The sequence below is a fragment of the Martinezella sp. CNPSo 3732 genome, from assembly GCF_057784515.1.
Genome location: NZ_JBXSOO010000012.1, coordinates 26364 through 51700, shown reverse-complemented (window position 1 = coordinate 51700; position 25337 = coordinate 26364). Strand labels below are relative to the sequence as shown.

Annotated in this window: 23 protein-coding genes; 14 read left to right on the top strand and 9 right to left on the bottom strand. The window is 60.7% G+C overall.

Annotation, left to right across the window (positions count from 1 at the left end; translation table 11 throughout):
- Nucleotides 1-118 precede the first annotated feature (118 nt).
- Nucleotides 119-748 carry a hypothetical protein gene (locus AC13RM_RS19410; RefSeq protein WP_095434063.1) on the top strand — a complete coding sequence of 210 codons (630 nt, stop codon included), beginning with the start codon at nt 119-121 and terminating at the stop codon, nt 746-748.
- Between the two features lie 132 nt (nt 749-880).
- On the opposite strand, the gene AC13RM_RS19405 is transcribed toward AC13RM_RS19410, so the two are convergent.
- Nucleotides 881-1339: a nucleoside deaminase gene (locus AC13RM_RS19405; RefSeq protein WP_374820168.1), complete on the bottom strand. Its 459-nt coding sequence runs from the start codon at nt 1337-1339 to the stop codon at nt 881-883.
- A 72-nt stretch (nt 1340-1411) separates the two neighbouring features.
- Here AC13RM_RS19405 and AC13RM_RS19400 point away from each other — a divergent pair, with 72 nt between their 5' ends.
- The 3 genes from AC13RM_RS19400 to AC13RM_RS19390 are packed head-to-tail and all read left to right on the top strand — an operon-like array spanning nt 1412 to nt 4807.
- The gene (locus AC13RM_RS19400) at nt 1412-3349 is read left to right on the top strand and encodes a pseudouridine synthase (RefSeq protein ID WP_488555431.1); all 1938 of its coding nucleotides are present in this window, start codon (nt 1412-1414) and stop codon (nt 3347-3349) included.
- Between the two features lie 6 nt (nt 3350-3355).
- Nucleotides 3356-3922, top strand: a complete 567-nt coding sequence (gene rsmD, locus AC13RM_RS19395) for a 16S rRNA (guanine(966)-N(2))-methyltransferase RsmD (RefSeq protein WP_095434065.1) — start codon at nt 3356-3358, stop codon at nt 3920-3922.
- Nucleotides 3923-3940: 18 nt separating this feature from the next.
- Nucleotides 3941-4807 carry a patatin-like phospholipase family protein gene (locus AC13RM_RS19390; protein WP_374820170.1) on the top strand — a complete coding sequence of 289 codons (867 nt, stop codon included), beginning with the start codon at nt 3941-3943 and terminating at the stop codon, nt 4805-4807.
- 55 nt (nt 4808-4862) lie between these two features.
- Here AC13RM_RS19390 and AC13RM_RS19385 read toward each other — a convergent pair whose 3' ends face one another.
- Nucleotides 4863-6683 carry a monovalent cation:proton antiporter-2 (CPA2) family protein gene (locus AC13RM_RS19385; protein WP_374820172.1) on the bottom strand — a complete coding sequence of 607 codons (1821 nt, stop codon included), beginning with the start codon at nt 6681-6683 and terminating at the stop codon, nt 4863-4865.
- 150 nt (nt 6684-6833) lie between these two features.
- Here AC13RM_RS19385 and AC13RM_RS19380 point away from each other — a divergent pair, with 150 nt between their 5' ends.
- The 6 genes from AC13RM_RS19380 (at nt 6834) to lpxK (ending at nt 12702) form a co-directional block, all read left to right on the top strand.
- Nucleotides 6834-8186: a TldD/PmbA family protein gene (locus tag AC13RM_RS19380; RefSeq protein WP_374820174.1), complete on the top strand. Its 1353-nt coding sequence runs from the start codon at nt 6834-6836 to the stop codon at nt 8184-8186.
- A 27-nt stretch (nt 8187-8213) separates the two neighbouring features.
- A complete protein-coding gene (locus AC13RM_RS19375) occupies nt 8214-9020 on the top strand; it encodes a 3'(2'),5'-bisphosphate nucleotidase CysQ (RefSeq protein WP_374820176.1) in 807 nt (268 codons plus the stop codon).
- Nucleotides 9021-9081: 61 nt separating this feature from the next.
- Nucleotides 9082-9327, top strand: coding sequence for a DUF4170 domain-containing protein (locus AC13RM_RS19370; RefSeq protein WP_092709484.1), 246 nt, complete (start codon nt 9082-9084; stop codon nt 9325-9327).
- Nucleotides 9328-9507: 180 nt separating this feature from the next.
- Entirely contained in the window at nt 9508-10827 is a 1320-nt protein-coding gene (gene waaA, locus AC13RM_RS19365) for a lipid IV(A) 3-deoxy-D-manno-octulosonic acid transferase (RefSeq protein WP_374820178.1), read from the top strand.
- Between the two features lie 12 nt (nt 10828-10839).
- The gene (locus tag AC13RM_RS19360; protein ID WP_285174413.1) at nt 10840-11571 is read left to right on the top strand and encodes an HAD family hydrolase; all 732 of its coding nucleotides are present in this window, start codon (nt 10840-10842) and stop codon (nt 11569-11571) included.
- 84 nt (nt 11572-11655) lie between these two features.
- A complete protein-coding gene (lpxK, locus tag AC13RM_RS19355; RefSeq protein ID WP_440478799.1) occupies nt 11656-12702 on the top strand; it encodes a tetraacyldisaccharide 4'-kinase in 1047 nt (348 codons plus the stop codon).
- A gap of 26 nt (nt 12703-12728) precedes the next feature.
- Here lpxK and AC13RM_RS19350 read toward each other — a convergent pair whose 3' ends face one another.
- Nucleotides 12729-12959 carry a DUF2093 domain-containing protein gene (locus tag AC13RM_RS19350; protein WP_069612411.1) on the bottom strand — a complete coding sequence of 77 codons (231 nt, stop codon included), beginning with the start codon at nt 12957-12959 and terminating at the stop codon, nt 12729-12731.
- A gap of 161 nt (nt 12960-13120) precedes the next feature.
- A complete protein-coding gene (gene mutL / locus AC13RM_RS19345) occupies nt 13121-14953 on the bottom strand; it encodes a DNA mismatch repair endonuclease MutL (protein ID WP_374820183.1) in 1833 nt (610 codons plus the stop codon).
- A 344-nt stretch (nt 14954-15297) separates the two neighbouring features.
- Between mutL and AC13RM_RS19340 the strand changes: the two genes are divergently transcribed.
- Together AC13RM_RS19340 and AC13RM_RS19335 are read left to right on the top strand one after the other, a co-directional pair.
- A complete protein-coding gene (locus tag AC13RM_RS19340; RefSeq protein ID WP_374820185.1) occupies nt 15298-17031 on the top strand; it encodes a response regulator in 1734 nt (577 codons plus the stop codon).
- A gap of 127 nt (nt 17032-17158) precedes the next feature.
- Complete coding sequence (locus AC13RM_RS19335; protein ID WP_374820187.1) at nt 17159-18514, top strand: putative bifunctional diguanylate cyclase/phosphodiesterase; 1356 nt, start codon at nt 17159-17161, stop codon at nt 18512-18514.
- Nucleotides 18515-18599: 85 nt separating this feature from the next.
- Here the strand turns inward: AC13RM_RS19335 and AC13RM_RS19330 are convergent, their stop codons facing one another.
- The 5 genes from AC13RM_RS19330 to AC13RM_RS19310 form a co-directional block, all read right to left on the bottom strand.
- A complete protein-coding gene (locus AC13RM_RS19330) occupies nt 18600-19217 on the bottom strand; it encodes a PRC-barrel domain-containing protein (RefSeq protein ID WP_113233167.1) in 618 nt (205 codons plus the stop codon).
- 356 nt (nt 19218-19573) lie between these two features.
- A complete protein-coding gene (locus AC13RM_RS19325; protein ID WP_113233168.1) occupies nt 19574-20461 on the bottom strand; it encodes an SMP-30/gluconolactonase/LRE family protein in 888 nt (295 codons plus the stop codon).
- Between the two features lie 3 nt (nt 20462-20464).
- Nucleotides 20465-21100 carry a 2-dehydro-3-deoxy-6-phosphogalactonate aldolase gene (locus AC13RM_RS19320; RefSeq protein ID WP_374820191.1) on the bottom strand — a complete coding sequence of 212 codons (636 nt, stop codon included), beginning with the start codon at nt 21098-21100 and terminating at the stop codon, nt 20465-20467.
- The gene (locus tag AC13RM_RS19315) at nt 21100-22032 is read right to left on the bottom strand and encodes a 2-dehydro-3-deoxygalactonokinase (protein ID WP_440478797.1); all 933 of its coding nucleotides are present in this window, start codon (nt 22030-22032) and stop codon (nt 21100-21102) included. The genes AC13RM_RS19320 and AC13RM_RS19315 overlap by 1 nt, the downstream gene beginning before the upstream one ends.
- Before the next feature lie 37 nt (nt 22033-22069).
- On the bottom strand, nt 22070-22840 hold the full coding sequence (locus AC13RM_RS19310) for an SDR family NAD(P)-dependent oxidoreductase (protein ID WP_440478796.1): 771 nt from the start codon (nt 22838-22840) through the stop codon (nt 22070-22072).
- Nucleotides 22841-22965: 125 nt separating this feature from the next.
- Between AC13RM_RS19310 and AC13RM_RS19305 the strand changes: the two genes are divergently transcribed.
- Together AC13RM_RS19305 and AC13RM_RS19300 are read left to right on the top strand one after the other, a co-directional pair.
- Nucleotides 22966-23775, top strand: a complete 810-nt coding sequence (locus AC13RM_RS19305; protein WP_285174570.1) for an IclR family transcriptional regulator — start codon at nt 22966-22968, stop codon at nt 23773-23775.
- A gap of 321 nt (nt 23776-24096) precedes the next feature.
- A complete protein-coding gene (locus AC13RM_RS19300; protein WP_374820194.1) occupies nt 24097-24837 on the top strand; it encodes a helix-turn-helix transcriptional regulator in 741 nt (246 codons plus the stop codon).
- Nucleotides 24838-25337 lie beyond the last annotated feature (500 nt).

Genomic DNA, 25337 nt, shown 5'->3' with positions numbered 1-25337 from the left:
AATTGCCTTTGCGGCGTTCATCCGGTAAAAGCTGCCTGAAAATGGCCTGATTTTTACGGCAGTTGCCGTGAAATGGGGTCCTGTTACGTTTATTCCGGCATGGCTGGGAAGGGTTTTCATGAGAGCGATGCATAAGGTTCGTGTCGGCGTCAGCTTGGCGGCACTTGTGGTTGGCTGCGGCGCGATGTCCGGTTGCCTTAGCAGCCCGACTTACGGCACCGACAAGACGGCCGGCGTTCAGCTCCTCGATGACCTCGGCGATATCGCCTCCGTTTCTGCCGCGACGCCGAAGGACAAGGGTGTAAAATACCCGAACAGACCCGGCTTGGTTGTCGCTGGTGACAAGAACACCCTGACTCAGCCGCAGCAGTCGCTGGCCAGCAAGGACAACCCGGCCTGGCTGGAATCGCCGGAAGATGCCCGCAAGCGCCTTGCCGCAGAAGCCGACGAGAAGAAGAACGATGTCAACTATCGCTCGCCGCTGGCTCAGGCCGACAGCGCCAAGAACCATCTGAGCGAAGCGCAGCAGACGGCTGCCTATCGCGCCGCCCGTCAGGACCAGGCCGGCACCTATATCGATCAACGTCGCTATCTGATCGACCCGCCTCAGCAATATCGCCAGGTATCCGATCAGGCTGCTTTGAACGATCTCGGCACGCCTGAGTCGAAGAAGGAAAAGAAGCGCAAGAAGGATGCCGAGGCTGCGCAGCAGACCAACAACAGCAGCTGGTGGAAGCCTTTCCAGTAAAAAGATTTCAAGGCGGCGGCAGCTGCATAATTCCTTAAATCGGAATCGATTTAAGGGAAAATTATGCAGAATTTTAAAGTGTTACAGCGTCGCGTGTCTTGAAAGACGCACGACGCTGTAAACCGCCGCTTTTCAGTCTTCGGAGCGTTTCGCTTGGAAGAAGCCTCTGAGGATGTCGGCGGATGCGGTTTCGCCGAGGCGGGAATAGACCTCCGGCGCATGGTGGCAGGTTGGCTGACGATAGAAGCGCACGCCATTGTCGACACCGCCGCCCTTCGGATCTTCGGCACCATAATAGAGCCGGCGGATGCGCGCGAAGGAAATGGCAGCGGCGCACATGGTGCAGGGTTCCAGCGTCACATAGAGATCGGCGCCCGCAAGACGTTCCTGGCCCAGCTCCTCGCAGGCCAGGCGGATGGCGACGATTTCGGCATGTGCGGTGACGTCGTTGAGCTCACGGGTGCGGTTGCTGGCAGTGGCGATGACCTTGTTGTCGAGCACGACTACGGCGCCGATCGGCACTTCGCCACGCTCTCCGGCACGGCGCGCTTCGGCCAAAGCAAGCTCCATGAATTGATTTGTAGCCGCCATTCAAGTTTTTCCACTTAACCGCAAGGGCGTGACCTGATAGGAACACGCGTTAAAAATTCAGGCAAACAACAAATGACGATGAATGACAAGCCCAAGCGGCCTGGGTCTAAACCCTTTGCTGGCGACAAGAAGACGGTAAAACGAGATGGCGCGAAGCCTGCGAAGGTCGCAGCCGTCAAAGCTGCGGACGAGAGCGCGGTCGAGGATGGAAAGGCCGAGCGCATTTCCAAGGTGATGGCGCGCGCCGGCGTGGCCTCGCGCCGCGATATCGAACGCATGATCCTGGATGGCCGCGTGAAGCTGAACGGCGTGCTCCTCGATACGCCCGTGGTCAACGTGACCCTCGCCGACAAGATCGAAGTCGATGGCGTGCCGATCCGCGGCATCGAGCGCACGCGTCTGTGGCTCTATCACAAGCCGGCAGGCCTCGTGACCACTAATGCCGATCCGGAAGGGCGTCCAACCGTTTTCGACAACCTGCCGGAAGAGCTGCCGCGCGTCCTGTCGATCGGCCGTCTCGACATCAACACCGAGGGTTTGCTGCTGCTGACCAATGACGGCGGTCTTGCCCGCGTTCTGGAATTGCCGACCACCGGCTGGCTGCGCCGCTACCGCGTCCGCGCCCATGGCGAGATCGATCAGGAAGCGCTCGACAAGCTGAAGGAAGGGATTGCCGTCGACGGCGTGCTTTACGGCTCGATCGATGCAACGCTCGACCGTACGCAGGGTTCCAACGTCTGGATCACCATGGGCCTGCGCGAAGGCAAGAACCGCGAAATCAAGAACGTGCTCGGCGCGCTCGGCCTCGAGGTCAATCGCCTGATCCGCATCTCCTATGGCCCGTTCCAGCTCGGCGAGCTGCCGGAAGGCCACGTGCTAGAGGTGCGCGGTCGTACGCTGCGCGACCAGCTCGGTCCCCGCCTGGTCGAGGATGCCAAGGCGAATTTCGATGCGCCGCTCTATAACGCCCCGGCCGTTGCCGAGCCCGAAGAGGCGGATACCAAGCCGGCTCGTACGGCCAAGGAAGAGCGCCCGCGCCGCGAGCGTCCCGAGGACAAGCGCGAGCGTGCGCTGAGCCGCCTCGATACCAAACGCGATTCCAAGCGTGACGATCGTCGTGATGGTGGTCACAAGGATGATGATCGCGCGAAGCGCCAGCCGCTCGGCCCACGCCGCAGCGCCAATGTCTGGATGGCACCAGGCGCCCGCCCGCTCGGTGAAAAGGCGGCAGCGAAGGCCGCCAAGAATGCAAAGACCGCCTCTCGCCGTGGCGAGATTGAACGCCCGCAGCGCAGCGGCTTCGATCGTCCGGACGAAGGCCTGCGCGTCCGTATCAATCGCGTCGACGAGGGTGATGGCGAATGGATCCGTTCGAGCGAGGAAGCTCCGCGCCGCTCGCGTGGCGACGACGAGGGCTTCGATCGTAAGCGCTCGCGCGGCGACCGCCCTCAGGGTGACCGTCCCGCCCGCGGCGATCGACCGTTTGGTGACCGTCCTCGCGGAGAGCGCGGCTCGCGGTCTGAGGGTGGCGATCGTCCTCGTGCGAAATCCTTCCAGGGCGAAGCCCGCTCCGAGCGTTCATTCGGAGATCGGCCCGCGCGTGGAGACCGGCCTTTCGGTGACAAACCCCGTGGCGACCGGCGCCCGCGCGCCGAGGGAGACGAGCGTCCGCGTAGCAAATCTTTCGGCGGCGAACAGCGCTCCGAACGCCCCCGCGGCGCTCGCCCACAGGGGGATCGTCCGTTTGGTGATCGCCCGCCGCGTGGTGACCGACCATTCGGTGATCGCCCGCAAGGCGAACGCTCCTTCGGCGATCGGCCGGCAGGCAAGCCTTTTGGCAAGAAGCCAGGCGGCGGCAAATCCTTTGGCGGCAAGCCGGGTGGAAGACCCGGTGGTTCGCGCGGCTTTGGCGGCAAGCCCGGTGGCGCAGGGCGCCCATCCGGCGGTCCGCGCGGCGGTTCTGGGCGGGGTGGCCCCGGCAGGGGCGGTCCCAAGGGCGGCAGGGGCTGACGCGCGGTGAGGATCGTCGGCGGTGAGTTTCGCGGTCGCTCGCTTGCAACGCCGAAGTCGAACGATATTCGTCCGACGGCGGATCGCACGCGCGAAAGCCTGTTCAACATCCTGAACCACGCCTATCCGGAAGCCATCGACGGCACGCGGATGATGGATGTGTTTGCTGGCACCGGCGCAGTCGGGCTGGAGGCAGCTTCGCGGGGCTGCCGCCATGTGCTCTTCGTGGAAAGCAGCGTCGAGGGTAGGGGGCTTCTCTGGGAAAACATCGATGCCCTCGGCTTGCACGGCCGCACGCGCATGCTGCGGCGCGATGCGACGGATCTCGGCAGCGTCGGCAATCTCGAACCTTTCGATTTTCTCTTCGCCGATCCGCCATACGGCAAGGGGCTAGGTGAGAAGGCTTTCGCGGCTGCCGCCGCCGGTGGCTGGCTGGTGCCGGGCGCTCTGGCGATCCTCGAGGAGCGCGCCGATGTCACAGTTGCCGCGCCATCGGATTTCCTGTTTCTGGAGGAGCGAACCTTCGGCGACAGCAAGATGCATTTCTTCCGTTACCAGCCGCTGGCGGCCTGACGGAGGAAGGAGAACAATATGGGCGATTATGCTGATTTCGTCGGCAGCGATTATCCGCTCGCCGCCTCCGGCACGCCGACCGTCGCAGTCGCTTTCGGCTGCGGCGGTGCGCGCGGTCTCGCCCATATTCATATCATAGAGGCGCTGGACGAGCTCGGTATCCGCCCCGTCGCCATAGCAGGCTCCTCTATCGGCTCGATCATGGGCGCCGCTATGGCCGTCGGCATGAGTGGCGCTGAGATCCGCGACTATACGCTGGCAACCGTCGGTAATCGCCCGGCCGTTCTCAACAAAATCTGGAGCCTGCGGCCGGTCAGCATGCGCAGCATCCGCTTCGGTCAGTTCAATCTCGAACGCATTCTGCGCACCTTCCTGCCGCCGGCCATCCCGGAAAGCTTTTCCGAGCTCCACATTCCGCTGAAGGTGGTCACGACCGATTATTACGACCAGGCGGAGGTCGTCATCGAGAAGGGCGAGCTCTTCCCCGTGCTCGCCGCCTCTGCCGCCATTCCCGCCGTGTTCATGCCGGTCAAGCTCGGAGACCGCGTGATGATCGACGGCGGCATCATGAACCCGGTTCCTTACGAGCATCTGGCCGGGCTTGCCGATATCATCATCGGCATCGACGTCGTCGGCGGGCCGGAAGGCAGTGGCCGACAGGTTCCGAACCGTATCGAGAGCCTGTTCGGTGCCGGGCAGCTCACCATGCAGTCCAATATTGCCTTGAAGCTACGCCTGCAGGCGCCGCAAATCTTCCTGCGCCCCGCCGTCGGCCGCACCGGCGTCCTCGATTTTCTGAAGGCGCGCGATATCCTCGCCATGTCGGCCGGCGTCAAGGACGAGCTGAAATTCGCCCTCGACCGGGTGATAACCGCGAAGAATTAGTATCCGCCTATAAGCTGCTGGCTGTGCTTACTCCAGGACCGCGCAAACGAAGCGACTAAGCCCGCTCCGGCTCCTCCTGCGGCAGAGCGACGAGATCGTCTGCGTCGCTGTAGCTCTCGGCGGCACGCTTCGGCTTGACCAGCGGTTCTGGCTTGACCGGGCGCGAATAGAGCATGTCTGTCCCGGCCTGCAGGCCTTCGCTCACCTGCAGTACGAGCCTTTGCTCGTCGCGCTTGCGGATATCCTCGCCGATTTCATAGGCCTCGGCTTCGCTGACGCCAAGTGCTTCCAGGGTGCGGCGGCCGAAGAGCAGGCCGGATTCCAGCGTCTCGCGCAGCTCATAATCCACGCCCTTGTGACGCAGTTCGATCGAGTGAATACGATCATAAGAGCGGACGAAAAGGCGCGCATGCGGATAATCCGTCTGCACGAGTTCGACGATCTTGTCGGTCACCTCGCGCAGATGCGTGCTGACGACGACGATTTTGGCGCGGTCGATGCCGGCGGAGCGCAGCACGTCCTTGCGGGTGCCGTCGCCGAAATAGATGCGGAAACCGAAGCTCGATGCCTGGCGGATGCGGTCGGCGGAGAAATCGATGACAGTGACATCGCGGCCGCCGGCAAGCAGGATCTGTGCGGCGATCTGGCCGAAACGCGAAAAGCCGATCATCAGCACATCGGAACCGGCGCCCTCGAAATCCTCGTCCAGCTCTTCCCGCGTATCGCCCTTCACCAGCCGTTTCGCCAGCGCGGAACTGAGCGGTGTCAGCGCCATCGATAGCGTCACGATGGCGATCAGCATCGATGCCGTGTTCGCCGAGAAAAGATTGCCGCTGGCGCTGGCCGCGCTGAAGAGCACGAAGCCGAATTCGCCGCCTTGCGGCAGCAGTCCGGCGATACGGACAGCATCATTATGCGGCGAGCCTGCTATGCGGCAGAGCGCATAGATTACGACCGCCTTGATGACCATCATCACCGGGACAGCGAGCACGATCATCACCCAGTTGTCGAGGATGACGTCGAGTTTCAGCGACAGGCCGACGGCGATGAAGAAAATGGCGAGCAGCACGCCGCGGAAGGGTTCGATATCCGCTTCCAGCTCATGCCGATAGGAGGATTCCGCCAGCATCACGCCGGAGAGAAAGGCACCCATCGCCATCGAAAGGCCGGCAAGCTGCATCAGCGTTGCCGATCCCATGACCACGAACAGGGCTGCGGCAATCATCGCCTCGCGTGCACCGGTGCGAGCGATCACCTGGAATAGCGGCGTCAATAGGTAGCGGCCGGCGATGATCATCGCCGCGACCGCGCCGATGGCAATGGCGAGACTCGGCAGGGGATTGGCGGTTTCCTGCGCGCCATCGAGAACGGTGATCAGCGCCAGCAACGGCACGATGGCGAGATCCTGCAGCAGCAGCATCGAGAAGGAGCGCTGACCGTATTTCGTGTTGACGTCGCCTTGCTGTTCGAGGATCTGCATCGCGAAGGCGGTCGAGGAAAGCGCCAGGCCGAAGCCGATGATGCTGCTGCCCTTCCAGCCGGCAACGCCGCCGACATAGGCGGCCACCATCAATGCAAGTCCGCTGAGAACAACCTGCGCCGTGCCGAGGCCGAAAATATCCCGGCGCATCTGCCAGAGGCGGGACGGCTTCAGTTCCAGCCCGATGATGAAGAGCAGGAAGACGACGCCGAGTTCGGCGACGGCGAGCACGGCCTCGCTGTCGCTGATGCTGTGGAGAATAGGCCCGATCACAACGCCTGCGGCGAGATAGCCGAGCACCGTGCCAAGCCCTAGTTTCTTGAAGATCGGCGCCGTGACGACGGCACCGCCGAGCAGCAGCAGGGTTTCGGTGAAAAGCGTATTGGGGGCGGACATCGTCTGTTTCTTTCCGTGGGGCAGGCGGTGTTGCGGCGCTTGGTCATGATAAACAGCCATGCGTGAAGGGATTAGAACAAGAATCGGCTTTGCCGCCCTTGATGCTTTATGTAGTGCACAATAAATGGAACGCGAAGGAAAGGCCAAGTCATGACCTCTGAAATCGATTCCGCCACTCTGCTTTCCCGTGCCAGCCAGCTGATCGACCTCGCCCGGAAAGCCGGTGCGGATGCGGCCGATGCCGTTGTGGTGCGGTCGAGAGCCCATTCCGTCAGCGTCCGCCTCGGCAAGGTCGAAGGTACGGAATCCTCCGAGAGCGATGACTTTTCCTTGCGGGTGTTTGTCGGCAACCGTGTTGCCAACGTTTCCGCCAATCCAGGCTTCGATCTGAATGCGCTTGCCGAGCGCGCAGTCGCAATGGCCAAGGTTTCGCCGGAAGACCCCTTCGCCTGCCTTGCTGACGATGCCGATCTTGCCAAGAGCTACCCGGATCTCGAACTGTTCGATCCGACCGAAGTTTCCACGGAGCAACTGCGCGAAGCTGCGCTTGCGACCGAAGCCGCGGCGCTCGCTGTTCCGGGCGTCACCAATTCTTCCGGGGCTGGCGCCTCGGCTGGTATGGGCGGCCTCGTGCTCGTCACCTCGCATGGTTTTGCCGGCCACTATATGGGCTCGCGCTTCGGGCGCTCCGTCAGCGTCATTGCTGGTGAAGGCACCGGCATGGAGCGCGACTATGATTTCGACAGCCGCCTGTATTTTACCGATCTTGATGCGGCCGAGGAGATCGGCCGCCGCGCCGGCGAACGTGTGGTCAAGCGCCTCAATCCGCGCCAGGTTCCGACGGACAAGAACGTCACCGTCGTTTTCGACCCGCGCGTAGCGCGCGGCTTCGTCGGCCATATTGCCGGTGCTATCAACGGCGCTTCCGTCGCCCGTAAGACCAGCTTCCTGCGCGACAAAATGGGCCAGCAGGTATTGAAGGCCGGGCTTTCGATCACGGACGATCCGCTGATCGTGCGCGGTCCGTCCTCGCGCCCCTTCGACGGCGAAGGGGTGTCCGGCAAGCGGCTCGTCATGATCGAGGACGGCGTGCTGAAGTCCTGGTTCCTGTCCACGGCGACGGCGCGGGAAATCGGCGGCGGGCTGAAGACCAACGGCCGCGGTGTGCGCGGCGGCACGTCCGTATCGCCTGCTTCCACCAACCTAGCGCTGGAACCCGGCGATATTTCGCCCGAGGAGCTGATCCGCAACGTCGGTACGGGCTTCTATGTTACCGAGCTGATCGGCCAGGGTGTCAACATGATAACAGGCGAATACAGCCGTGGCGCTACCGGTTTCTGGATCGAGAACGGCGAATTGACCTTCGCGGTTTCGGAGGTGACGATCGCTTCCAACCTGAAGGACATGTTCATGCGTGTGACGCCGGCAAACGACATCGACCGCGATTTCGGCATCGCTGCCCCGACGCTTGCCATTGAGGGCATGACGCTGGCGGGCCGCTGATAAACGAGCGGAGATTGGAATTAGTCAATGATCGATAGCAAGGCCAGCCAATTGAGCGACGTGGACCTGATCGTGGGTGCCGCGCTCGAGGCGGGCAAGATCGCTCTCGGTTTCTTCCGGCAATCGCCGGAAGTCTGGTGGAAGAATAACGGCCAGTCCCCGGTCAGCGCCGCGGATTTTGCCGCGAACGAAAGCCTTGCCGCCACGCTTCGTACCGCAAGGCCCGATTATGGCTGGCTTTCCGAGGAAACCGATGATGACGCCGAGCGTCTGAAGCACGCGACCGTCTTCGTCGTCGATCCGATAGATGGCACCAGAGGTTTTCTCTCCGGCCTGGATTTATGGTGCGTCAGCGTTGCCGTCGTCACAGACGGCCGGCCGGTGGCGGGTGTCCTCTATGCGCCGGCGCTGGACGAGCTCTTCGTGGCGACGGCCGGCAGTGAGGCCATTAAGAACGGCAAACCGATCCGCGTTTCGCAAAGGGTGGGCGATGATGTTCATCGGCTGGCGACCGGCGAGGATATGCTGAAGGGCGTCGATCCGGATTTCCGCAAGATGGTCGAGCGTGTGAAGCACGTGCCGTCGCTCGCTTATCGTCTCGCCATGGTGGCGGACGGCAGGCTGGAGGGAACGATCGTCAAGCGCAACTCGCATGACTGGGATCTCGCCGCCGCCGATCTCATTCTGGAGCGGGCCGGCGGCGCGCTTGTGGACCTTTCGGGCAATACCCTCAGCTACAACCGCGCCGAAGTATCGCATGAAGAGCTTTGCGGTGCATCGGCATCGCAATTACCTGAGTTTCTCCGCCAGCTTTCACATCGACGAGACGGTTGACCTTTCGGTCAAAATCCCGCAGATGAAGGGCGGAGGGGGACGACAGTAGAAAGAGACGAAAATGACTGATACCAGCGGCAAAAAGCAGCTCCTGCACCTTGTCTTCGGCGGTGAATTGGAAAGCCTCGAAGAGGTCCAGTTCCGCAACCTCAATGAGCTCGATATCGTCGGCATGTATCCCGATTATGCAAGCGCTTTGACGGCGTGGAAATCCAAGGCGCAGCAGACCGTTGACAACGCCCATATGCGTTATTTCATCGTCCACCTGCATCGCTTGCTCGATCCGCAGGAAAAAGCGGCATCCTGAGCTCGCCTCGCACCAAATTTTGCATTTGATATCTCTATCCGGTACAGCCTCGTCGCTTTAAATCCGGTCATGAAGCAGTATCTTTGACACAATAAGAACGAAAATTCGGCTGTTTATTCGGCCGTTTGATAATCGGGATTTGGCATTGATGGTGATCAGCTGGGATAGGAGGCGAACAAAATGAGTAGCCTCAGGGCGCGTCTTGCCTTGAGCGCCTATCGCTTTGGTGGAATCGCCGTCTATCCGTTTATCGGGCCTTATCTCGCCGTCCGCGCGGCCAAGGGCAAGGAAGATAGTTCCCGCAAACTGGAGCGCTCGGGTTATGCGAGCGCCAACCGTCCGCAGGGGCCGCTGATCTGGTTCCATGCCGCAAGCGTGGGGGAAACCTCGGCCGTCATTCCGTTGATCCGCGAGATCCGTCGCCGCGACATTCACGTCATCCTGACGACGGGCACGATGACCTCGGCCAAGGTTGCGCACCAGCGCCTTGGCGAAGAAGTCATCCATCAATACGTGCCGCTCGATCTCAAGCCCGCTGTGAAGCGCTTCCTCGAATACTGGCAGCCCGATTGCGCTATTTTTGCCGAATCCGAGATCTGGCCGACGACGATCATGGAACTTAGCCGCAAGCGAATCCCGCAGATCCTCGTCAATGCCCGCATGTCGGATCGATCCTTTGAACGCTGGAGCCGGCATCTCTCGCTTGCCGAGGCGTTGTTTGAAAATCTGGCGCTGGTCGTGGCCCAGTCCGACCTCGATGCCGAACGCTTCCGCGATCTCGGCGCTTTGCAGGTTCTGAAATCGGGCAATCTCAAGGTGGATACGGACGCGCCGTCCTACGATGCGCCGACGCTTGCCAGCTACACGAAGCAGATCGGCAACCGCAAGACCTGGGCCGCTGTCTCCACTTTCGAGGGCGAGGAGGGCGCTGCAGCCTCCGTCCATTCGATGCTCAAGGAGCATAATGGCCAACTCACCATCATCGTGCCGCGCCATCCCGAGCGCGGCGACGCGATCGAGGCGATGCTCGTGGAGCAAGGCCTGAAAGTGGCGCGCCGCACCCGCAACGACATCCTTTCGCCCGATGTCGATGTCTTTCTCGGCGATACGATCGGCGAGATGGGACTCTATCTGCGGATGACCGAAGTTGCCTTCATGGGCAAGTCGCTGTTCAACGAAGGCGGCCAGAACCCGCTCGAGCCGGCCATGCTCGGCTGCGCGATCCTGACGGGCGGTCATGTCCAGAATTTTCGCGACTCCTATCAGTTGCTCGCTCGCCGCGGCAGCGCCCGCATGGTGCGCGATACCGAGATGCTGGCGCGCGGCGTGCATTATTTGCTTACCAACGACACGGCACGACGCGGTATGATCGATGCCGGCTTCGCAGCCGTGCATGAAATGCGAGGCGCGCTGGCCGCAACGGTCAAGGGCCTTGAGCCCTATATCAATCCGCTTTCGGTCAAGGCGCGGCTGATGCCGAAGACGATGGCGAACGGATAAGAAGGGAAGGGTATGACAGCGGCGAAGCTGGGAGCGATTGCGGGCATTCTTTTCGACAAGGACGGCACGTTGCTCGACTATGACCAGAGCTGGCTGCCGGTCAATCGTGAGCTCGCCAGGATCGCTGCTCAGGATGACCCGATCTTGGCAGATCATCTTTTGTCCGCTTGTGGTATGGACCCGATCACAGGCCATATCGTGCCCGACAGCCTGCTCGCGGCCGGCAATACCAGGCAGATCTCCGAGGGGTTGGTGGCTGCCGGCTCGAAAGTAAGCGTCACGGAGCTCGTTGAAAAGCTCGACGCGCTTTTTGCGCATGCGGCCGATTTCTCCTCGCCCGTCACCGATCTCGCCGCCTTCTTCCAGCGCCTGCATGAGCGCGGATACAAGCTCGGTGTCGCCTCCAGCGACAATGAGCGCTCCATCCGCCAGACGGCGCGCCGCTTCGGCTTCATCGACTATATCGATTACATCGCCGGCTATGACAGCGGCTTCGGCACGAAGCCGGAGCCGGGCATGGTGCTCGGCTTCTACGCGGCGACTGGTCTTTCGCCCGCACAGGTCGCCGTCGTCGGCGACAACAATCACGATCTCCATATGGGCCGCAACGCCGGCGTCGGCCTGACCGTCGGCGTGCTGACGGGCACCGGCTCGCGCGAGACGCTGACGGCCGCTTCGGACTATTGCCTCAACGACATTACCGAGCTGGAAGGCCTGCTCATGCCTGTGGCGCAATCGGCCTGATCCTGGCAGTGGCTTGCTTTTTCACGCAATCTGGCCTTTCTTGCCGCTTTGTTGCAGGCACGAGAATAGGGCTGGACTAGACGCATGGTATCGGAAGCCCCACCCTTCTGGTGGCGAAAGCCGGATTGGCGTGCCTGGGGGCTCTCACCCTTTTCGTTCCTATACGGCCGTATCGCCGGGCATCGCATGGCGAATAGCAAACGGGCTTCCGTGCCGGTGCCTGTTATCTGCGTCGGTAATTTCACGGTCGGCGGCGCCGGCAAGACGCCGACGGCGCTTGCGCTCGCTCAGGCTGCCAAGGCAAAGGGGTTGAACCCGGGCTTTCTGAGCCGCGGCTATGGCGGTTCGCTTGATGTCACGACGATCGTCGATCCCTCGCATCATCATGCCACGGCCGTTGGCGACGAGCCGCTGCTGCTCGCCCGCGAGGCGCTGACGGTCATTGCCCGTCGCCGAGCCGATGGTGCGGAAAGGCTGGTGCGCGAGGGCGCCGACCTCATCATCATGGATGACGGCTTCCAGAGTGCGCAGCTTGCGATCGATTACGCGCTGGTGGTGATCGATGCCAGCAGAGGCATCGGTAATGGCCATCTCGTTCCCGGCGGTCCTGTGCGTGCGCCACTGCGCACGCAGCTCCTCTATGCGTCCGGCCTCCTGAAAGTCGGCGAGGGCACTGCCGCCGATCGTGTCGTTCGACTTGCGGCAAGGGCGGGGAAGCCCTTCTTTTCTGCAAGCGTCAGAGTGCGCGGGCAGGAGGATTTGCGCGGCCGCAAGGTGCTTGCCTTCGCCGGCATCGCCGATCCGACCAAGTTCTTCCGCACGGTCGAGACGCTGGGGGCCGATATCGCCGTCGCACGCAGCTTCGGCGATCATGAGCATCCTGGCGAGGACGACGTCTCCGACATGCTCGAGATCGCCTCGCGTGAAGGGCTGGAGATCGTCACCACATCGAAGGACTACGTGCGCCTGATCGGCCATCATGGCCGGGCCGATGAACTCTTGCGGCGCTGCAGGGTGATCGAGATCGATATGGTCTTTGCCGATCCGCAGGCTCCAGCCCTGATTATCGACAGGGCCATTGCAGCCGCGCGAGAGCGGCGTTTGCGGGAAAAGCACGGCAAAACGGCTTAAAACTAGATCAGCTACTCAGCGAGAAATCAGCGCTTCTGATTGGGCAAGGCGCCGGCGCGCTTTTCGGCTTCGAGCGAGGTGATAACGTCGGCATAAGGCTCCTGCCGGGCAACGCTCCAATAGCGCAGTTCATCGAGCGCAATATGTTTGCCGGTCATGGCGCAGACCACGTAGGAGCCAGGCATCAGGATCTGGAAATCGCCGTCGAGATAGCGAACTTTCGCCTCGCGGTTTCCATGTCCTTCGAAAAGATTCATCTGATGCCGTCCTTGATCTCTGTCATCCATTTGCCATACCGCACTACAGCGCCGCGCGTCAAATATGATGCGCAAAGGTCGCTGCGGCACTTTAAAATTACGCAGCAGGCACAACTTTTCCAGACTATTTCCCGGAAAGTTCCTTTTGGAAACGGCTGAGGCTAGCTGCGCCCGAACAGCCGTTCGATGTCTGTTAGCTTCAACTCTATATAGGTCGGCCTGCCGTGATTGCATTGTCCGGAGCCGGGCGTGGCTTCCATCTGGCGCAAAAGCGCATTCATCTCTTCCGGGCGGAGGCGTCGGCCTGAGCGCACGGAGCCGTGGCAGGCCATGGTTGCCGCGACATATTCCAGCTTGGCGGCAAGCCCCGAGGCTGTATCCCATTCGGCGATCTCGTCCGCCAGCTGCCGAATCAGACCCTGCGCGTCGACCTCGCCGAGCATGGCCGGCGTTTCCCTAACGGCAACTGCGCCTGGCCCGAAGCGTTCGATCGCGAGCCCGAGCTCGCTCAGCTCTTCGGCAAACACCATCAGCCGGTTGCAATCCTCTTCAGGCAGGTCGACGATCTCGGGAATGAGCAGCACCTGCGAGGACAGCCGCTTCGAATGCAGGGCCTTGCGCATGGCTTCGAACACCAGCCGCTCATGCGCCGCATGCTGATCGACGATGACAAGCCCGTTCTCCGTCTGGGCGACGATATAGTTCTCATGCAATTGCGCCCGCGCGGCACCCAGCGGAAAGCGTGCCGGCTCTTCAACTCGCATAGGCTCCGGCGGGGGCGCCACGTCTGCGCGGGCGGTAGGCGTCGAAAGTCCCTCGAAGGCCGCCTGTGGTCTTTCCGAGAAACCATGGCCCGTCGGCGTCGCCGGTCTTTCATAGGGGCGGAAGGGCGAGGCTTCGGCGGTCCACGGCGGCGCTGCGGGCGAGGGTCGCCAGCCCGATTGGAAGCCGGAGCGTCCGGCGGTAAAGGCGCGCAGCATGCCATCCGCACCAGTCGTGGCCGCCCGGTCGCCCTCGCGCGCTAGCGCTTCGCGAACGGCGCCAACGATCAGCCCGCGCACCAGCCCCGGATCGCGGAAGCGCACGTCGGATTTCGCCGGATGCACGTTGACATCGACCAGCGCCGGATCGAGCCTTAGGGAAAGGACGGCGACGGGATAACGGCCGGAGGGAATGGTCTCGGCATAGGCGCCGCGGATTGCCGAGAGGATCAGCTTGTCCTGCACCGGCCGGCCATTGACGAAGGCATATTGATGAGCAGAGTTGCCGCGGTTGAAGGTCGGCACGCCGGCAAAACCGCTGAGGCTCACATCCTCGCGCACGGCATCGAGCGCGATGGCATTGTCCTTGAAATCGGCGCCCAGTATCTGCGCCATGCGGGCGAGATGATCATCACCGGTCGCTGGAAATTCCAGCGTCGAGCGGTCGCTGCCTGACAGGACGAAGCGCACGCGCGGAAAAGCGATCGCCATGCGCTTGACGACTTCGGTGATCGCCGCCGCTTCCGCCTTCTCCGTCTTCAGGAATTTGAGGCGTGCCGGCGTCGCGAAGAACAGGTCGCGTACCTCGACGATCGTGCCCGGATTGGCGGCGGCCGGGCGTAAATGCAGGACTTTGCCGCCGGCAACGGCGATTTCGGCGCCGCCAGCCGCACCCACCCTGCGGCTTGCGATCGAAAGGTTCGCCACCGAGCCGATGGAGGGCAGGGCCTCGCCGCGAAAGCCCAGGGTTCGAATGTCTTCCAGCGTTTCGGAAATCTTCGAGGTACAGTGGCGCCGCACCGCAAGCTCCAGATCCGCCTCTTCCATGCCCGAGCCGTTGTCAGTCACTCTCAGCAGTGCCTTGCCGCCGCCTGCGGTCGCGATCTCGATGCGGGTCGCGCCGGCATCGAGCGCGTTTTCGATCAGTTCCTTGGCGGCGCTCGCCGGGCGCTCGATGACTTCGCCGGCGGCGATCTGATTGATCAGGGTCTCGGAAAGTTGCTTGATGGCCATGCCTGCATTCTCGTGGATTCGCGGCGGCGAGGGAAGAGGAAAGGCGATTTTGCGGCCTTGATCCACCCGTTTACCTGGGAGCTTTGTTAAGAAATTTAATCAATGTTTAAGGGAATGATGACAGGTTGCGGAGACAGAACTTGAAATGACCGCAGGTGGCGCGTTTCGTGCATGCTGACGGCTCTCGATGGCAGGTTGGTGGCCATCAGTCAAAATGGAGCCAGGTGCCATCTGCTTCAAGTGCCAAGGCCAGCATGCAACTTCCACGAATTTGCCTTGCAGAGCGAATGCCGCTTTGTCGATTTGCCGTGTTGTGAAACTGGTTGAGTGTAGGAATCCGACGAATGACTGCCGAGATTGAAAAGGCAGCTTTGGCAATGATGACGGCTGATACGCCTTTCGGCGGCAGTCTGCAGACGATGTTCTTCGATGCCCTTTGCGATGGTCTTTCCAGCGCCTTTTTCGCCTATGACAAGAACGACCTCTTGCTGTTTGCCAGCCGTCAGGTTCTGAACTTCTTTCCGATTGAGCAGGAATTCCTGAAACCCTCCACGCGGCTGCGCGATTTTCTGAGCGCCGTCTTCGATACCGGTGTCCGCTATCAGCGCAACCAGACCAGAACGGCCGCCAATCGCGACGATTGGATATCGCAGCGCATAGCCACCCATTGGCGCGAACGCTACGAGACGACCGAGCATTTCATCGACGACCGCTGGGTGCGCATCCTCAACCGACGACTATCCTCGGGTATCGGTTTCTGCATCATTTCCGATGTTTCCGAAGTCAGGAAACGCGAAGAGCAATGGCGCGTCGATATGGAGCGCGTGCAGCTAACCGAGGATATCCTCGACAACTTACCCTTTCCGGTTTTCGTCAAGGACCAGAACCTCGTCTACGTCGCAGTCAACCGGGCGTTCTGCGACAAGTACCAGACGGCAGCGGACGAGGTGCGCGGCCGCAAGAGCATCGATATATTTTCCACCGATCTTGCCAATCGCTTCCATGAGAGCGATCGGCATGTGATCGAGACCGGTGAAATGTCGATCTCGCGGCAGCGCCAGATCGCCCGCGACGGCGTCGAGCGCGACATCGTCACCCGCAAGCAGCGCATCGGCAAGCCCGGCCGCCATTTTCTGGTCTGCACCATGCAGGACCTGCCCAAGGATGGCAGCGACTTCGACGAGTTTGCGATGGCGTCGAGCATTCGGGAAAACAGCGATCGCTCCTATCGCCGCGCCTATGTTCCGATGGTCGCGCTGCAGACCATTTCGCGCCGTCCGGCCGCCATGGAGACCTTCGTTCCGGAGAATTTCAGCGGCCGCAAGGTGCTGGTGGTCACGCCGGATTTCGCTGCCGAAACCGCGGCTCTGAAGACGCTCGAGAAATATGGCTTCGAAGCCTGCGTCGTTCACAACGAGAATGAAGAGGCGGCTTTTCTGGATGTGGCGAGCGCGCATGGCGTCAAGATCGACCTGGTCATCGTCGACAACCAGCTCGGCAAGCGCGGGATTGAGCTGGCCGAGCGGCAGAACCTCGCCGCGCTGTCGCTGAATGGATCGCAGCTCGCAACCGAGCTTGCCTTCCTGATCGCGCGTCATTTCAATCGCAACATCCGTGGCGAACTGGGCGAGATCGTCGAGCCGGGACTTGCATCCGAATGGCGGCGTGCGGCCGGTGAGGAGCGCCGGGCGCAAATCCTGGTCGCCGAAGACAATGACATCAATCAGATCGTCTTCTCGCAGATCCTCGAAGGGTTGGGATACAGCTATGTGATCGCCGCAAGCGGTGATGAGGCAGTGCGCCTGTGGCAGGAGAATCGTCCTGAACTGATCCTGATGGACATTTCGCTACCGGGGCTCAACGGTTTTGAGTCTACCCGGCTGATCCGCGGCGCGGAAAAGGGCAGCGGCACCCATACTCCAATCATCGGCGTCCTGACTCAGGCTTTCGAGCGGGACCGCAAGGAATGCGCCGAGGTCGGCATGGACGACGTCATTCTGAAGCCGGTAAGCCCCGACATCATCGAGACCGTCTTTCAGAAATATATGCGTGGTGCCCTGAAGGCGCAAAATAGATAAATGTTACAATGATCTCACCATTGACGGCAACTTATCGCCGGCGCCGAATGACCGTCTTCTTGGCATCCTTTATTAAGACTTCCTCGGCATGCTTTTCCCCCGGGTGGAGAAAAGGTCGGAACCAAATATGAAATCGACTGAGATGCTGCCGGGGCCAGCCAGTCAAGAGCCGCAAGCAATCGCTTATACCGATCCGCTCACCGGGTTGGGCAATCGTCATCGCATGCGCGAGCGTGCGCGCGCGCTTTCACTCGAGCGCGCCGGCGATCCCGCACCCTTTACGATCGGCATCGTCAATCTCGATGCCTTCAAGCCGATCAACGACCTGTTCGGCGTCGAGGCGGGCGATGAGATCCTCTGCCAGGTTGCCCATCGTCTCAAGGCCTGCATACCCGATGGTGCGCTCGTGACGCGTCATGACGGCGATGAATTCGCTTTTGTGCTGCCGCTTGTCTTCGAACGCGTCGGTGCCGAGAAATTCGGGCAAATGATCCGCGAAGTGCTGTCGGCGCCCTATGATCTCGGCGACCGCAATGTCCGCCTTTCCGCATCTTTCGGCTTTGCCATCCACCCTTTCGCCGGAGAAGAGTTCGACGATCTCCTGAAAAATGCGGATACGGCGCTCTATCGCTCCAAGCGTCGCGGCCGCGGCCAGATCACCGTCTATTCCAGAGAGATCGCGCAGGAGATGAAGCGTGCGACGCAGCTGGAGCAGGCGCTGCGCAACGCCATCATCTCCGACTCCATCGACGTACACTTCCAGCCGATCGTATCGCTTGCCAACAACATGGTTCTCGGTTTCGAGGCTCTGGCGCGCTGGAACGATCCGGATCTCGGCTTCGTCTCTCCCGCAGTCTTCGTGCCGCTTGCCGAGGAGCGAGGCTTTATCGACGCGCTGTCCGAGACCTTGTTGCGAAAGGCGGCGGAGGCAGCGCTCTCGTGGCCCCGCGAATTGTTCCTGTCCTTCAATCTCTCCTCGGCGCAGCTGATGGATCCCGGCACCAGCAGCAGCATTCTCGCCATCCTGACGCGCGCCGGTCTGGACCCGCACCGCCTCGAACTTGAAATCACGGAAACGGCCGTCATGAGCTCGGCCGATACGGCTCATCGCATCATTGCCGATCTTCGCGCCGTCGGCGTACGCATCTCTCTCGATGATTTCGGCACCGGTCAGTCCAGCCTTGGGCGCTTGCGCGAGTTCATCTTCGACAAGGTCAAGATCGACCGGGCTTTCGTCTCGCGCATGAATTCGGACAGGGCCTCCGAACATATCATCAAGGCTGTTCTTGCCATGTGCGAGGGGCTTGATCTGCGTGTTGTCGCGGAGGGTATCGAGGACCATGCCGAAGCGGCGAAGCTGAAGGCGCTGGGCTGCGCCATGGGGCAGGGTTACTACTTCGGAAAGCCGGTCGACGGTGCCGGGACGTTACGCTACCTGCAGACCCATTATTTCGATCTCAGCCACGAACGCGAAATCGCCTGATTCTGAAAAGCGGGTCCGAAAAATGTCAAAGAGGCGGCGATCCGTAAGGGTCGCCGCCTCTGCATTTCGTCGATTTTGCCAATATTTACTTATTGGTGGTCGACGAAGTCGTGGTGTTGTCGGTTGCCGGCATCGTCGACGTACCGGACGATTGAGCCGCCTTTTCGGAAGCCTGCATCGAGAGGGTCTTGAACTCCGGTGCGGCCTTCAGGGAATCGGCCGTTTCCGTCGTCGTCAGCTTCACCGTCCCGTCCTGCGGGTTCTGGGTGGCGCTGATCTTATCGAAAGGAACAGCGACGTTTTTCTGGCCCAAGCCAAGGAAACCGCCGACGCCGACGACCGCGGCAACGACGCCACCCTGCTTCTGCAGGATCAGGTCGTTGATGCTGCCGATGCTTTCGTTCTGACCATTATAGACCGACTGGCCCATATAAGTCTTGGCGCTGATCTGATCGGCGGACTGCGTGGTCAGATAGCCAGCCTGGCCACCCGTGGCGGGGGCAGGAGCCTGAGCACTTTTCTGTGCTGCCGAGCTATCAGGTTTGGTGGCATCCGGCGTTGCCGGCGCGCTTTGCGTCACCGGCGCATTATTGCCAGCGCCGTTTGATGGCTGTTGCGCCTGGGCAAAAGCCATGGGTGAAAGCACGGACGCCGTGGCAAAGATGGCGCCTGCGGCAACGGAAGTGAAGAGTTTCCCAGTCATCGTGAACCTACCTTTCATTCTGATGGGCATGCTTCGTCATACGCGCATGCTTACCAGCGCGAGTGGAACTTTTGTGCTGCCGGCCCTTATCGTACCGGTCCTAGAAGCAATGGCTCAGGGAGGTTTTGGTTCCGTCAAAAGTTGCAGAAAATTGCTTCATTCAGCTCGAAAGCAAAAGGAATATGTTGGGAAATCAATAGCTACGGCTTCAAAAAACAACCAGAAAGATTATTAGGATCGCAGAAAAACGATTCAACTCGAATTTCAATTTTTCCGATGCCCAACGTGCCTTGCACCTTGCGTGGCCCGGCAAAATAATACCGCCTTCAGCCGGATCGGCTGAAGGCGGCCTTCAATCAAAGCTTGTATAGAGGGTCGAAAACGCCCTTCACCGTCAGGCCAAGTTCCAGAAGAGCACCCGCCTGCGGCTGCGTCGAGCGCGCCTCCTCATCCAAGCCTTCCCAGGCAGTGGTCACGGCCAGCCGGTCCGCATTCTTGCCGATGAAGGCCGGGCAGGACGGCTGCATCGCGGGCACGCGATAGCGCTCGATGCGCAGGCCGTCCGGGCTGTATTTGTCGACGAAGCCGGAACCCCAGCGCGCATTCCAGATATAGCCGTCCGCGTCGCAGACGGAACCGTCAAGGCCGCCAGGATCTTCCATGCTGTCGACCATGACGATCGGCTCGCCGGTCGGAAGCCCCGTCTCCGGGTCGACGAGCACGCGCATCAGCTGGCTGACGCGGGTATCGGTGAAATAGCCGATCGTGCCGTCCGGCGAGAAGCAGATGGAATTCGGAATGCTGATCTGGTCAAAGATTTTGGTGACCTTGCCGCCGGCAACATGATAGATGGCGCCCGCCTGCATCTCGGCGCGCTTTCCCATGGTGCCGATCCAGAGCGATCCGGAAACATGCGTGCGTCCGTCATTGGAGCGGTTTTCCGGCTTGTCGGCTTCGATGGCCGTATAGAAGCTCAATTCGCCCGTTCCGATGTTGCGAAGGAAGAGACCTTGTTCGGTTGCGATCATCTGCCGTTCCGCATCGACACGGGCCAGGACGCTGGCCATCATCGGCAGTTCGTGAACCTGTTTCTTGCCGGTCGGCAGGTGCAATTCATGCAGTTCTTTGCCGAGGATGTTGAACCACCAGACGGTGTCGCTATCGGGGTCGTAGGTCGGGCCTTCTCCCAGAACGGAGGAGGTGTTGCAGAGAATATTGCCCTGGAAATCATGAATATCGGTCATAGATCAGGCTCCTACGGCTGCATCATAGGCATAAATGGTGACCTTGGCGCGTTCGGCAACCTCCGCCGCCGTCATTCCCGGCTTGTAAAGGCTGGTGCCGAGGCCGAAGGCGAGCACGCCAGCCTTGGTGTAATCGGCGAAATTCTTGTCCGACACGCCGCCGACCGCCGCAATGACGAGCTCGGGCGGCAAGACCGCGCGAATGGCTGTGATGCCGGAGGCGCCGAGCACGCCGGCGGGGAAGAATTTGAGACCGGTGGCACCGGCGCGGGCCGCCGAAAGCGCTTCCGTGGCGGTGAACACGCCAGGCATCGTCACCATGCCCTTGTCGCGGGCGCGGCTGATAACCGCAGGCTCGACATTCGGCGTTACCAAGAGCTTGCCGCCGGCGCCATCCAGCCTGTCGACGTCTTCCACCGTCAGCACAGTGCCGGCGCCGATCAGGCAATCGGCAGGCGCCATCTTGGCGGCGATCTCGATAGAGCGGAACGGTTCGGGCGAATTCAGCGGGATTTCGATTGCCGTGAAGCCTGTCTCGATCAGCGTGCCGACAATGTCAGTCGTTTCCTCCGGCTTGATGCCGCGAAGAATGGCAATGAGCGGGCGCTTCATGGGCGGGAAGGGGGTGCGGGTCGTCATCAGCTTTTGCTTTCTTTCTTGAACCAGATCGCTTCGGCCGCGGCGGACAATCCGCGACGGACGGCGGCATCGGCATCGATGGTCTTGTAATTGAGGGAGAGGGTGCGGAAGGCGTCTTCATAGAGAGCCTGGAGACGGCCGGAGGCGACGAGCGTGATGGCTGCATTCTGCCCTGCCGACGCGCGCGCACCGGCGATTTCCGCACCGATCAGTGTGCCCGAGATCAGTGCCTGGGCGCCTGCGGCCGTAAGCCCGTTCAGGAGCTGGCCGGAGCGGGCCGTAAACAGCAGGTTGGTGACGAGGGCCGGCTTGTCCAGGGTGATCTTGAGGGCGGTCTCGAATGTCTTCGTGTCGGCCGGCATGTCTGCAGCGCCGGCAACGGCATGCGACAGGATACTGTGCTTGGTAATGACGTCGAAAAGCTCACCGGTCATGAAGGTGGAAAAGCCCGCCACCTGACCATCCAGCACGCGCACCCATTTCGAATGCGTTCCTGGCATGCACACGAGCTGTTCGCCCTTGGCATCGGCCGCAATCGCGCCGAGGAGCTGCGTTTCCTCGCCGCGCATGACATCAGGTACCTGCTGGCTTCTCTGTGCGAGCCCCGGCAGGATGCGCACGTCGCGGGATTGTCCGGGCACGGAAACGGCACCGGTCAGGATGGCGGCAAGCGAGGTTGGCGTGTCGATATATCCGGCTTCCACCCAGCCCTGGCGCGCTCCGGCCATGCCGCAGACGATGACAGGAAGGGCGTCCGGCGCCGATACGGCATCGAGATGCGTTTGCAGGACCTTGGCAAAGCCGGTCTGAGCCGCCGTGGTCATGCCTTCGCCGCTGCGGCGCTCAGCCAGTATGCTGCCGTCTTCACCGATCAGCCACAGCCGGAAACTGCTGGTGCCCCAGTCCACCGCGACGTATGCGGGTTTCGTCATGAGAAATGCTCCAAATCTTACGTCAGAAATCTTGAGATCAGAAAATACCGCCATCGACGGTGATGGCTTGCCCGGTCATGGCGCCGGAGCAGTCCGAAGCCAGGAAGAGCACCGGCCCGACCAGATCGTCGGCGCTCAGCACGCGCTTCAGGCATTGCCGGTCTATCGTCTTTTCCATGCCGTCCTCCGTCAGCCAGAGGTCTAGCTGCCGCTGGGTGACTATCATTCCCGGCAGAACGGCGTTGACGCGGATGTTCTCGGGGCCGAAGCGCCCGGCAAAGCTCTTGGTCAACCCGATGATGCCCGACTTTGCGGTCGCGTAGGAGGCGAGCTGCGGCGGGTTCATCTTGAAGACGATTGAGGAGAAGTTGATGATCGCGCCGCCGCCAGCGGCGCGCATGCCGGGTACAGCCGCCTGCGAGACGAAGAAGACCTGCTTCAGGTTGATTGCCTGATTGTTGTCCCAATATTCTTCGGTCGTGGTGTCGATATCGTGACGGTCGTCCCAGGCTGCATTGTTGACGAGGACGCGGACCGCTCCGAGATCGGACTCGACCGCCGCAACCGTGCTTTTGATCGCGCCGACATCACGCAGGTCAGCGTGATAGAAGGAAACGGGATGGGCCGATTGGCCTGAAAGCTTAGCCGCCAAAGCCTTGCTCGACTCTTCGATGATGTCGATGAAGGCCACCTTTGCACCCTGTTTGGCGAAGGCTTCCACGAGGCTTGCGCCGATGCCGGAACCGCCGCCGGTGACGAGAACGGTGCGATCTTTCAGATCGGGAAATTGCGCCTGAGTATCCACCAAGATGTCTCCTCCCGGATCAATCGAAGTTCCATTATTCGGAACATAATTTGACTATATGGAATTATCGATCTACCTTTGCACGGTGTCAAGGATAGCGCGGCTCTGCCAGAGATAAATGAATGAGCATGGATCTGGGTTCAGAGGGTGGAAAAAATAAAGGGCATCGCGACCGGGAAACCGGGACGCTGGGAAAGCTCGTCTCCTTGCTCGATCTCGTCGCACTCGCCGATGGCCCGATGCGCTTTACCGACATCCTTTCCCTCTCTGATCAGCCGCGCGGCACATTGCATCGCCAATTGTCGCACCTTGTCGAGGAAGGGCTTCTGGAGGTCGACCGCGATGGTCGTTATCTGATCGGATTGCGTCTCTTGACGCTTGCCTCGCGCAGTTGGGCGCGCAACGAGTTTCGCGCGGTCGCCGAGCCACACCTGCATCGCTTGCAGGAGGTGACCGGCGAAACCGTCCATCTCGGCGTCCTGCGCGGCACGGAGGTCATTTATCTCGACAAGGTCGAGGGGCGCCAATCCGTTCGCATGTATTCGCAGGTCGGCAATGCATCTCCGGCCTATTGTACCGGTGTCGGCAAGGCGGCGCTCTCCGCGCTCGACGATGCCGAGCTTGACGCGAGAATCTCACGCCTCGAATATCACCCTTATACCGAGCATACGCTTCGCGATGTCTCGGAGCTGCTTTCCGATGTTTCGGAGATTAGGGCGCGGGGCTATGCCTTCGATCTCGAGGAACATGAAAGCGGCATTTGCTGCGTTGCCGCGCCGATCCGTTCCGACGATGGACATATGCTGGCCGGTATCTCGGTGACCGGCCCGGCCTATCGCGTCACACTGGAAAAGTTACGGGCATGGGCGCCTTTGGTGGTTGCCGCTGCTGATTCGATCATGACGGATATGCGCAACCGCATGGGGCCTAAGCGCTGACTCCATAAATTTCGCGCAACGGCTGTCGGAAACTCGCGGATTTAATGCTGTAGGCGCCGGATCTTAGCAAAATTGCTCGTTTATCTTGAATTTTACTGTTGAGATATGCGGAAGAACTGCCATTATCCGCAGGTGATTATTGAAGCCATATAGGATTTTGCGAGGTGTTGAGCGGACATACTAGTAACGGGCGTTGATGCAGTCGCGATTTTGGAAAACTTATATTTTGCCGAGCGGCTGAGACAGGCTGCCGTACGATAATCGTGAGGGACAAGAAACGGAAGTTTCGTATTTTTTTCCTCTTTTACATAAAGAAGACTGATGATGGCGGCATTGATACAGGCGGGCATGTCCCCTCGTGGTGAGGACTTTATCGAGGAAATCAGTAGGCTTAAGACGCAGTTCGATGTGTTCCGTTTCATGAAGGGGTTGACGGAGGCCTATCGTTGCCGAGCCTTCATGGTGCTCAATCTGCCGCCTATTACGTCCTCGGACCTGCAGAGCAATTCAGTCATCAACAATTGGCCGGCAGAGCTGCTGTCGATCTACGATCAGGAAAACCTATTGTCGACCAGCCCCGCCCTGCAGCGTCTGCGCGGCTCCACGCTGCCCTTCTTTTATGAGGTAGCGAAAAGCTCCAACCGCGAGGAGAGCAAGTCGCAACTCGTCGTGGCTCTGTTCGAACGTTTCCGCATGACGCGTTTCGTCTATTTCCCGACGCACGATGCCTCCGGTCTTCGCGGCGCGGTTTGTTTGGCTGGTGATCGCGAGCTCTTTTCGATGGAAGAGGTCAAGGACCTTTTCTATATAGCAGTTCATGTCTACGACCGGCTTGCGGAAATCCGCAATCTCGATGTTCGCGTCGTCGATGCTCTGACCGACCGGGAGATCGATTGCCTGAACTGGACGGCCGCCGGAAAGACCAGCGCCGAAATCGCCGAAATCCTGTCTCTGTCCGAACATACGGTCAATCACTACCTCAATCGCGCCACCAAGAAGCTCGACACCGTCAACCGCACTCAGGCCGTCGCCAAAGCTTTGCGCGTCGGATTGATCAAATAATGGCGTCGCCATCTCGATGCGATGATCGAGATTCGAGCAGGGTGTGAATGAATTTTGTGCGCTGCGAATAAAATATAATGAACCCTGCGGCGGGGGTGGCTCATGTCGATTCAGGCGGAACAGCGAATAAGTAATTGAAATACCGTCGTTTCCCGGATTTTCTGAAAACTGGCACGCTTCCTGCTTCTAAAAAGACAGAGGTCCAGAGGGGACTTTGATAACAGCGCCGACGAAACGTGCGCGGATCAAACGACCGTCGCCGATGCCCGTCGCCTTCTCCCGGCGAAGGGATCGGCGGCGGTTGTTGCTCATTTAACACGCTTAGCAAGTTCGGGCGCGCTCGTGGGACGATTTTCGCGCCTTTGCCCTATTCCTTTCAGACGAGTGTTCTATGTCGGCGCGCGATCATGTCTTCCCGAATTGGGAGCGCGTTGCGGCTGGTAAGGGTCCTTTATGGACCCGGCGGACCTGCCGGCCGCAACGAAGACGCATTTTATCGA